Raw genomic sequence first — 9,206 nt, 5'->3', positions numbered from 1 at the left:
GGCCCGCCACAATTCCTTGTCCAGCCCGCCCAGCGGCGAGCCGCGGTAGCCGGAAACGAACCCGCCGGTGTTCAGGCCGGCGGCCTGATCGCGCAGGTGCTGCAGCATGGGCAGCTTGACCAGCGCCTGGATGCCCGACAGATAGATGCGGCCCTGTTCCTGGGTGTACTTATCGTCCAGCGTGACGGTGGTGGCGACGGTCATGGCGGTGGCCTCGAAGCGACCTCATGCCTTGAAGGTAATGTCCGAGCCTTGCGGTGGAAAGAGAGGGTGCGAAAATAGCAATGAACGCAACGCGGGGCGGTGGCCGGGGCAATGATGTTGCGGCTCCATGACGAAATACGGGGGATGATTTCCGCCGGCGATCAAGCTATATGAAAGCGCTTGTGTCTGAAGGGTTCTCGGGATGACCATCCTCGTTACCGGCGCCGCCGGATTCATCGGCTATCACACCAGCCTGCGCCTGCTGGCGCGCGGCGAGCGGGTGCTCGGAATCGACTGTCTCAGCCCCTATTACGACGTCCGGCTGAAGCAGACCCGGCTCGAGCATCTGCGCCGGCACGACGGTTTTTCCTTCATCCAGGTCGACATCGCCGACCGGACCGCCATGGCCGAGGTGGCGCGCTCCCATCCCGAGGTGACCGCCTATATCAATCTGGCCGCCCAGGCCGGGGTGCGCCACTCGCTCACCGCGCCCTTCGACTACACTCATTCCAATATCGAAGGCCATCTGGTGATGCTGGAGATGGCGCGCGCCAACCCCAAGTGCCGCCACTTCGTCTACGCCAGCTCGTCCTCGGTCTACGGCGCCAACACCAAGCTGCCGTTCTCGGTGGACGATCGGGTGGACACGCCGATCTCGCTCTATGCCGCCTCCAAGCGCTCGGGCGAGCTGATGAGCCATTCCTACAGCCATCTGTTCCGCGTTCCCACCACCGGCCTGCGCTTCTTCACCGTCTACGGCCCCTGGGGGCGGCCCGACATGGCCGCCTATCTGTTCGCCGACGCCATCGTCGCCGGCCAGCCGATCAAGGTGTTCAACAACGGCGACATGCGCCGCGACTTCACCTATATCGACGATATCGTCTCGGGCGTGGTGGGGGTGCTGGACAATCCGCCGGCCGATGACGGCAAGGCTCCGCCCTGCCGTCTCTACAACATCGGCAACAACAATTCCGAAAAGCTGATGGACTTCATCGGGCTGGTGGAAAGCGCGCTGGGGCGCAAGGCCGCCTACGACTTCCAGCCCATGCAGCCGGGCGACGTCAAGGAAACCTACGCCGACATCTCGGCCATCCAGCGCGATGTGGGCTTCGCCCCCACCACCCCGATCAGCGTCGGCGTCCCCAACTTCATCGCCTGGTACAAGCAGTACCACGGGCTGTGAACCGGCCCTCTTCGGGGGAGGGGCGGGGCTGGACAAGGCCCCTTTTCATGCCAATGTATATGCAATAATGCACGTTAAAGGCGGCTGGCTGGTATTCGCCCATTGCATGCTTGCGGTTTTTTGCGTTGCACCCGGCATTTGTCAAATATGGCGACAATCATCGGCAAAGTTTGTTTCTTGGTGGCATAAATAGAATCCGGTATATTTTAGGCAGAAATGGATTTCGGGCGGGAGGGCAGAATGTCAGCCTCCAAGGGAAATGTCTGGGGTCGTCTGGCCCAATCGCTGAAGACCCTCTGGGATGATGAAAAACCGGCTCCTGCGGGTTCCGCCCCGGGGCGGGTTCCGCGCCCGACGGCGCGCTCCTCGGTCGAGTCCGCCGCCGAATGGCTGGAGCAGATGCTCGCCCGCGATCCCGCCATCAAGGCCAAGCTGCATGTGGTTTCCCTGGCCGAGTACCGCGATTCGGTGGGCGAGAAGTGGCCGCGCCTGGCCGACAAGGTGTCCATCATCGTCGATCAGGTGGTGCGCCGGAACATCGGCAAGGGCAATACCTTCTGCCGCGACGGCGAGGATTGCTGGATCCTGGCCTTTCCCGAACTGAGCATCGAGGACGCCCGGCGCCGCACCATCATGGTGGTCGAGGAGTTGGGGCGTTTCCTCTATGGCCAGCAGCAGGGCGGGCAGGACCGCCCGGTCGCCCTGGCCGCCGAGATTCCGGTGGCCGAGGCGGTGGGCGAGGATGGCGAGTTCGATAGCGCCAGGATCGCCAGGGCGGTGGACGAGGTCAGGGCCTATGTCTCCACCAGCGGCCTGCCCTATCTCCCCAGTTCGACGGCCCAGGGCGGCCCGGCGGCGGCCGACCCGCTCAGCGGCTGGACCTCGCTCGGCCGGGGCGAGGAGACGCGGCGCGACGACATGAAGTGGGAAACCATCGAGGGCACCGGGGTGAAGAAGCCGGCGGCCTATCTCGATCCCAGCATTGTCGGCGCCATCCCGCCCGGCGCCAGCCTGTCGCTCCTGTGGCGGCCCACCTGGGTGGCCATGGGCGAGGCCATTTCCGCCTACGGCGCCCGCGTGGTGCGCCGCGACCGCGAGGGCGACGAACCCATGGAGGGATGCCGCGCCTATCCCGAGGGCGATGCGGCCACCGCCCTGACGCTTGACCGTTTCGTGGTCAATTCGGCGGTGCGCGACATCCGCAACGCCGCCCGCAACGCCCCCGAGGGGGTGCCGCAATCCTCGGTGATCCTGCCGCTGTCCTGGCAATCCCTGTCCTCGGACCAGCGCAATTCCGTGGTGTTCGCCCTGTCGGACCTCACCCAGGAGACGCGCAACACCAGGCTGGTGATCGAGATCTTCAACATTCCCGACGGTACAACCACTCCGGAGCTGGAATCGGTGGTGTCCTTCGTCGGGACCTTGTGCCGCGAGGTGCTGGTGCGGACCCGCCTGTCGGCGCGGCGGACCTCGGTCGCCGCCGAGATCGGGGTGTCCATGGTCGGCCTCGACCTGTCGGAATTCCGGCCCGAGGACAAGATGGACGACGAGCAGCTGCTTGCCGTGCTGGAGCGTATCCAGCAGGAAACCGCCAAGGACGGCATCGGCTGCTATCTGTGGAGCGCCCGGCACCGTAAGGTGGTGGGCGGCGTGGTCCAGGGCGGATTCGAAATGGTCAACGGCCCCGGCCTGATGAAGGACATTCCCCGCCCGGCCATGGTGCTGCCGGCCCCCAGGACCCGCTTCGCGGCGGAATAGGGCGGGTTCCTAATACGCCCGATCGATGCAGAAATCGATGACGTCGATCATCGCCTGCTTGACCGGGCTGTCCGGGAAGATGCCGAGCGCGTCGCGGGCGATCTCGCCGTAATGGCGGGCGCGGGCGATGGTGGCGGCCAGGCTGCCGTGCTTTTCCATCAGCTTGATGGCGCGGGCGATGTCCTCGTCGGTCTGGTCCAGCTCCTCGAGGCAGCGGCGCCAGAAAGCCCGCTCCTCGTCGTCGCCGCGGCGGAAGGCCAGGATGACGGGAAGCGTGATCTTGCCCTCGCGGAAATCGTCGCCCACCGTCTTGCCCAGCACCGCCTGCTTGGCGGAATAGTCGAGCACGTCGTCGATCAGCTGGAAGGCGATGCCGAGGTTGAGGCCATAGGATTCCAGCGCCTCTTCCTCGACCTTGGGCTTGTCGGCCACCACCGCGCCGATGCGGCAGGCGGCGGCGAACAGGGCGGCGGTCTTGGAACGGATGACCTCGAGATAGGCATCCTCGCCGGTTTCGGTGTCGTTGGCGGTGATCAGCTGCAGCACCTCGCCCTCGGCGATCACCGACGAGGCGCGCGACAGGATGGCCAACACCGCCAGCGAGCCGTCCTCGACCATCAGCTCGAACGAGCGGGAGAACAGGAAGTCGCCGACCAGCACGCTGGGCTTGTTGCCGAACAGGGCGTTGGCCGAGGCCTGGCCGCGCCGCAGCTCGGACTCGTCGACCACGTCGTCGTGCAGCAGGGTGGCGGTATGGATGAACTCGACGCAGGCGGCCAGCTTGATGTGGCGCTCGCCGGCATGGCCGGCCAGCTTGGCCGAGGCCAGGGTCAGCACCGGGCGCAGCCGCTTGCCCCCCGCCGCGATGATATGGCCGGCCAGTTGCGGGATCAGTTCCACCGGGCTGTGCATGCGATCGACGATGGTGCGGTTGACTTTTTCCAGGTCGTCCTTGACCAGGGCGACAAGGGCATCGAAGCTCTTGGCCTTCTTGCCACGTTCGTCCTCGAGATTGACCACGATCGCCACGATGCACAAACTCCTTACGCGCGGGGCATGCCTACCCGCGCGACGAACATAGTGTTGCCTGGGAAAGCGGGTCAAGCTTACATCGCCTTTTCCTTATCGCTTTCACCCCGGTCAAGAGCGTCCATGCCCATACCATCCCCCGAATCGGTGACCGAGGATTGTCTGCTGGGCGGCCGGGTGCGGCTGATCCAGCCCAGGGACGGCTACCGCGCCGCCATCGACCCGGTGCTGCTGGCGGCGGCGGTGCCGGCCCGCCCGGGCGAGCGCGTCCTCGACCTGGGCTGCGGGGTGGGGGCGGCGGCGCTGTGCCTGCTGGCCCGCTGCCCCGAGGCCGTGGTGGACGGGCTGGAGGTGCAGCCATCCCTGGCCGGGCTGGGGGAGCGCAACGCGGCGCTCAACGCCGTGGAGGAGCGGTTTGCCGTTCACCGCGGCGACGCGGCGGCGCCGCCCGCCGGCCTGGGCGGTTTCGACCACGTCATGACCAATCCGCCGTTCTTCGAGGCCGGCAGCGGCACCCCGGCCGCCAACGCCTCGCGGGCCATGGCCCACGCGGAGGGCGAACTGGACCTCGTCGGCTGGATCAAGGCGGCGGTGAAGATGCTGCGGCCCAAGGGGCGGCTCACCCTCATCCACCGGGCCGAGCGCCTGGGCGATATCCTGGCGGCCCTGCGGGGGCGGGGGGTGGGCGACGTGACGGTCCTGCCCCTGTGGCCCAAGGCGGGCCGCGCCGCCGGGCGGGTGATCGTCTCGGCGCGCCAGGGGGTGCGCTCGCCGCTGCGGCTGCTGCCCGGCCTCGTCCTGCATGGCACGGGCGGGGAATATACCCCCCAGGCCGAGGCCGTCCTGCGCGGCGGGGCCGCCCTTGACCCCCTGGCCGGGTTGGGAGATAAATCCTGATGTTCGGAAAAATCCTGCTGACCATCGCGGTCATCGCCTTCATCTGGTTCGGCTTCAAGTACCTGAGCCGGCTGGCCGAACTGCGCCGCCGCGACGAGGCGGAAAAGGCGCCGCCGCCGCACTCCCCGCCCAAGGACGCTGCCGGCGAGGCGGAAACCATGGTTGAGTGCCGGGTCTGCGGCACCTGGCAGCCGGGCCGCAGCGCCCGGTCCTGTGGCCGTTCCGATTGCCCGTACTAATGCTTATTGAAATATAACCAGGCATCTCTAATATTACTTTTGGATTGGTCGGTGTCGTGCTGGCTCGTCCGGGAGGGGGCCGAGGCGGCCCCAAGGGGAGGAACCGGCTGAGCGACACAAGGTCCCGCGCCCAGGATTTGCTGGCCGGCCTCTACCGCCGTCAGGCGGCGGTGATCGGGGCCTTGCTGCTGTTGACCCTTGCCGGATATCAGTCCCAGGGCTGGATCATTTCCCATCTGTTCGACGACGGCGCCCTGATCAACGTGGCGGGGCGGCAACGCATGCTGTCGCAGCGGACAGTCGCCTTCGCCTACCAGATGGCGACCGCCTCGTCGCCGGACGAGCGCATGATGTTCGCCGATCTGTTGGCCCAGGCCGGTTCGGAGATGGGGGCCGGGCATGCCCGGCTGATCACCGAAAGCCGGGCGCGCGGCATGACGCCGGAAATGGAGGCGCTGTATTTCGGCAACAAGCCCTCGCTGGATGACGAGGTGATGGCTTTCGTCGCCGATGTGAGGCACCTGGCGGCGACCCAGGGGCTGGGCTTGGCGTCCAACTCCCCCCGGCTGCAGGCCCTGGCCGACAAGTCGCGCCTGACGCTGCTGCCCGGGCTGGAGCGTCTGGTGGTGCGCTACCAGGACGAGGCGCGCCAGAACGTGGCGCGGCTGCGCCAGGGTTTCACCCTGGGACTCTATTTGGTGATCGGCGTGCTGACCCTGTCGTGGTTCGGGGTGTTCCGGCCCATGGCGCGGCGCCTGCGCGAGGAATTCGCCGCCCATCAGGCGGCGGTGGAGCACAACCACCTGATCCTCGATTCCATGGGCGAGGGCATCATCGGCCTCGACCGCGTGGGCGCGGTCATCTTCGCCAACCCTGCGGCGTCGAGGATGGTGGGCTTCGCCCCGTGGGAGATGCTGGGCCGCCGCCTGCATCCGCTGATCCACCACTCCCATCCCGACGGCAGCGAGTATCACAGCGGCGACTGCCCCCTGGCCCATACCCTGACGACCGGCGAGGATTGCGCCGTCGAGGGCGAGTGGTTCTGGCGCAAGGACGGGTCGAGCTTTCCCGTGCATTACGGCTCGACCGCCATCCGCAAGGACGGGGCGCTGATCGGCGCGGTGGTGACCTTCCGCGACATCAGCGACGTGACCGCCACCCGCCGCGCCCTGGAAGCCAGCGAGCAGATCAAGAGCAGCATTCTCGACGCGGCGCTGGACGCCATCGTCACCATCGACCGCGGCGGCATGGTGGTGGAGTTCAATCCCGCCGCCGAACGCATCTTCGGCCGCTCGTCCTCGGAGGCGGTGGGGCAGGAGGTTGCCGAGCTGATCATTCCCGAAGCCCACCGCGAGGCCCACCGGCAGGGTCTGGCGCGGGTCGCCGCCGGGCATGAATCGAGGGTGATGGGCACGCGCCTGGAGATGACCGGCCTGCATGCCGACGGGCGGGAGATTCCGCTGGAACTGACCATCACCCATCTGCCCGACCACGGGCTGTTCACCGCCTTCATCCGCGACATCAGCGAGCAGAAGCAGACCGAGGCGGCGCTGCGCCGTTCGCAGAAGATGGAGGCGGTGGGACAGCTCACCGGCGGCATCGCCCACGATTTCAACAACCTGCTGGGCATCATCACAGGCAATCTGGAATTGCTGGAGCGTACCGTCCAGGGCAGCGAGACCGGCATGAAGCGGGTGGCGACCGCCTTGCGCAGCGCCCGGCGCGGCGCCGACCTTACCCGGCGCCTGCTGTCCTTCTCGCGCCAGGACCCCAAGGCCCAGGGCAAGACCCTGACCGACCTCGGCGAGGCGGTGTCGGGTATGCAGGAGATGATCCAGCGCTCGCTGACCAGGATGGTCGAGGTGCGGACCCGGCTGGCCCCGGAGGCCTGGCCGTCCGAGATCAACCGCAGCGAGTTCGAGGACTGCCTGCTCAACCTGTGTCTCAACGCCCGCGACGCCATGCCCGATGGCGGCACCCTGACCATCGAGACCTCCAATCTGGTGGTCGATGCCGAAACCCGCCGCGCCGATCCCAACATGGTGCCCGGCCAGTACGTGCTGGTCTCGGTCAGCGATACCGGAACGGGCATCCCCAAGGAAATCCTCGACCGCATCTTCGAGCCGTTCTTCACCACCAAGGAGCGGGGCAAGGGCACCGGCCTGGGGCTGGCCATGGCCTACGGCTTCGCCAAGCGCTCGGGCGGCCACATCCGGGTCTATTCCGAGGCGGGGCTGGGCACCACCTTCCGCCTTTACCTTCCCAGGGCGGCGGCGGATGGCGCCGAGGCGGCCGTCGAGACCGAGGCCGATGTCTTGCCCACCGGGGCGGAGCATGTCCTGGTGGTGGACGACGAACCGCAACTGGCCGAAATCGCCGGCGAGTTCCTCGCCGAGCTTGGCTACCGCGTCACCATCTGCGCCGATGCCGCCGAGGCTCTGACGATCCTGCAGGGCGACCCGGCCATCGACCTGCTGTTCACCGACGTGGTGATGCCGCGCGGTCTGGACGGCTATGCCCTCGAACGCCAGGCGCGCGAGATGGGGCATGGCTGCGCCGTGCTGCTGACCTCGGGCTTCACCGGCTATGCCATGGGCCAGAAGGCCGGGCAGGCCGAGATTTTGCCCAAGCCCTACGGCAAGGCCTCCCTGGCCCATGCCGCGCGACGGGCCATCGATTGGAAGACAAAGACATGACTTCGGACTCCATACCCCCGATCAAGCCGCCGGTGCTTATCCTCGACGACGAGCGCGACATGTGCGAGTTCGTTGCCGATGTCGGCGCCGAGATGGGGTTCGAAACCACCTGGTGCGACAATTTCGAGGATTTCGCCTGCCGCTATTCCGTCGACCTGCGCGGCATCTTCCTCGATCTCGCCATGCCGGGCATGGACGGGGTCGAGATCATCCGCTTCCTGGCCGACAACAAGTCCGGAGCCCATCTGGTGCTGATGAGCGGCTATGACGCCGACGTCATCGAGGCCGCCCGGCGGCTGGCGGAATCGCGCGGCCTCCGGGTGGCCGGCGCCCTGCACAAGCCGTTCGGGGTCGGCGAACTGTCGGCGGTCTACGACATCCTGGCGGTGGCCCGGGCGCCCGTCCGGCCCAGCGTGGTGGAGAAGGCCCCCGACCGCTACCGGCCCGACACCGAGGCCCTGGGCAGCGCCCTGGACGATGGGCACGTGATTCCCTGGTTCCAGGCCAAGTTCTGCACCCAGACCCGGCGAATCCTGGGGGCCGAGGTCCTGGCCCGCTGGATTCACCCCGAGCACGGCATGGTGGGGCCGGACCGCTTCATCCATCTGGCCGAGCGCGAGGGCATGATCGACCGGCTGACCGATTCGGTGATCCGCCAGGCCCTGGCCCAGTGCCGCGACTGGCGCAAGGCCGGGCTGTCGCCCAAGGTCGCACTCAACCTCTCTCCCCACATGCTGCATAACCTCGACCTGCCCGATGCCCTGGTGGACATCGCCCGCGATTACGACATGCCGCCCGAGATGATCACCATCGAGATCACCGAGACGGCGCTGGCCGGGGATTTCACCTCTCAGCTGGACATCCTGACCCGGCTGCGCATGCGCCGCTTCGGCCTGTCCATCGACGATTTCGGCACCGGTTATTCCTCGCTGAAGCAGTTGCAGCAGGGACCGTTCACCGAACTCAAGGTCGACCAATCCTTCATCGCCAAGGCCCTGACCGAGGAAGGGGCCAGGGCCATCGTCGAGAGTTCCGTCCAACTGGGCCACCGCCTCGGCCTCAAGGTGGTGGCCGAGGGCATCGAGACCGAGGAACAGATGAATCTGGTCCGCGATCTCGGCTGCGAGGAGGTGCAGGGCTACCTGCTGGCCCGGCCCTGCGCCGCCGGCGCTTTCGTCTGGCCGGGGGCCTGAGGGAGGG

The 9,206-nt window shown here is 67.2% G+C and carries 7 protein-coding genes and 1 pseudogene; 6 read left to right on the top strand and 2 right to left on the bottom strand.

Annotation, left to right across the window (positions count from 1 at the left end):
- Nucleotides 1-204: pseudogene (locus H261_RS17785) on the bottom strand (hypothetical protein); the annotation flags it as partial.
- A 202-nt stretch (nt 205-406) separates the two neighbouring features.
- On the opposite strand from H261_RS17785, the gene H261_RS17780 reads away from it, so the two are divergent.
- Together H261_RS17780 and H261_RS17775 are read left to right on the top strand one after the other, a co-directional pair.
- Complete coding sequence (locus H261_RS17780) at nt 407-1,387, top strand: NAD-dependent epimerase/dehydratase family protein (protein ID WP_008620248.1); 981 nt, start codon at nt 407-409, stop codon at nt 1,385-1,387.
- A gap of 240 nt (nt 1,388-1,627) precedes the next feature.
- Complete coding sequence (locus H261_RS17775) at nt 1,628-3,145, top strand: hypothetical protein (RefSeq protein WP_008620245.1); 1,518 nt, start codon at nt 1,628-1,630, stop codon at nt 3,143-3,145.
- Nucleotides 3,146-3,154: 9 nt separating this feature from the next.
- Here H261_RS17775 and H261_RS17770 read toward each other — a convergent pair whose 3' ends face one another.
- A complete protein-coding gene (locus H261_RS17770; RefSeq protein WP_008620243.1) occupies nt 3,155-4,174 on the bottom strand; it encodes a polyprenyl synthetase family protein in 1,020 nt (339 codons plus the stop codon).
- Between the two features lie 123 nt (nt 4,175-4,297).
- On the opposite strand from H261_RS17770, the gene H261_RS17765 reads away from it, so the two are divergent.
- Genes H261_RS17765 through H261_RS17750 form a run of 4 tightly spaced genes read left to right on the top strand, consistent with a single transcriptional unit; the run spans nt 4,298 to nt 9,199 of the window.
- Nucleotides 4,298-5,071, top strand: coding sequence for a tRNA1(Val) (adenine(37)-N6)-methyltransferase (locus H261_RS17765; RefSeq protein WP_008620241.1), 774 nt, complete (start codon nt 4,298-4,300; stop codon nt 5,069-5,071).
- Nucleotides 5,071-5,310 carry a hypothetical protein gene (locus tag H261_RS17760; RefSeq protein WP_008620240.1) on the top strand — a complete coding sequence of 80 codons (240 nt, stop codon included), beginning with the start codon at nt 5,071-5,073 and terminating at the stop codon, nt 5,308-5,310. The genes H261_RS17765 and H261_RS17760 overlap by 1 nt, the downstream gene beginning before the upstream one ends.
- A gap of 56 nt (nt 5,311-5,366) precedes the next feature.
- Complete coding sequence (locus tag H261_RS17755; protein ID WP_235062973.1) at nt 5,367-8,006, top strand: PAS domain S-box protein; 2,640 nt, start codon at nt 5,367-5,369, stop codon at nt 8,004-8,006.
- A complete protein-coding gene (locus tag H261_RS17750) occupies nt 8,003-9,199 on the top strand; it encodes an EAL domain-containing response regulator (protein WP_008620236.1) in 1,197 nt (398 codons plus the stop codon). The genes H261_RS17755 and H261_RS17750 overlap by 4 nt, the downstream gene beginning before the upstream one ends.
- Nucleotides 9,200-9,206 lie beyond the last annotated feature (7 nt).

Source organism: Paramagnetospirillum caucaseum (genome assembly GCF_000342045.1).
GTDB lineage: Bacteria > Pseudomonadota > Alphaproteobacteria > Rhodospirillales > Magnetospirillaceae > Phaeospirillum > Phaeospirillum caucaseum.
The sequence above is the reverse complement of the archived record's forward strand: the minus strand, read 5'-3'. Positions and strand labels throughout refer to the sequence as shown.

What these genes read in the sequence shown, in the direction of transcription:
- H261_RS17780 (WP_008620248.1), top strand. Translation starts at nt 407, where the DNA reads ATGACCATCCTCGTTACCGGCGCCGCCGGATTCATCGGCTATCACACC.
- H261_RS17775 (WP_008620245.1), top strand. Translation starts at nt 1,628, where the DNA reads ATGTCAGCCTCCAAGGGAAATGTCTGGGGTCGTCTGGCCCAATCGCTG.
- H261_RS17765 (WP_008620241.1), top strand. Translation starts at nt 4,298, where the DNA reads ATGCCCATACCATCCCCCGAATCGGTGACCGAGGATTGTCTGCTGGGC.
- H261_RS17760 (WP_008620240.1), top strand. Translation starts at nt 5,071, where the DNA reads ATGTTCGGAAAAATCCTGCTGACCATCGCGGTCATCGCCTTCATCTGG.
- H261_RS17750 (WP_008620236.1), top strand. Translation starts at nt 8,003, where the DNA reads ATGACTTCGGACTCCATACCCCCGATCAAGCCGCCGGTGCTTATCCTC.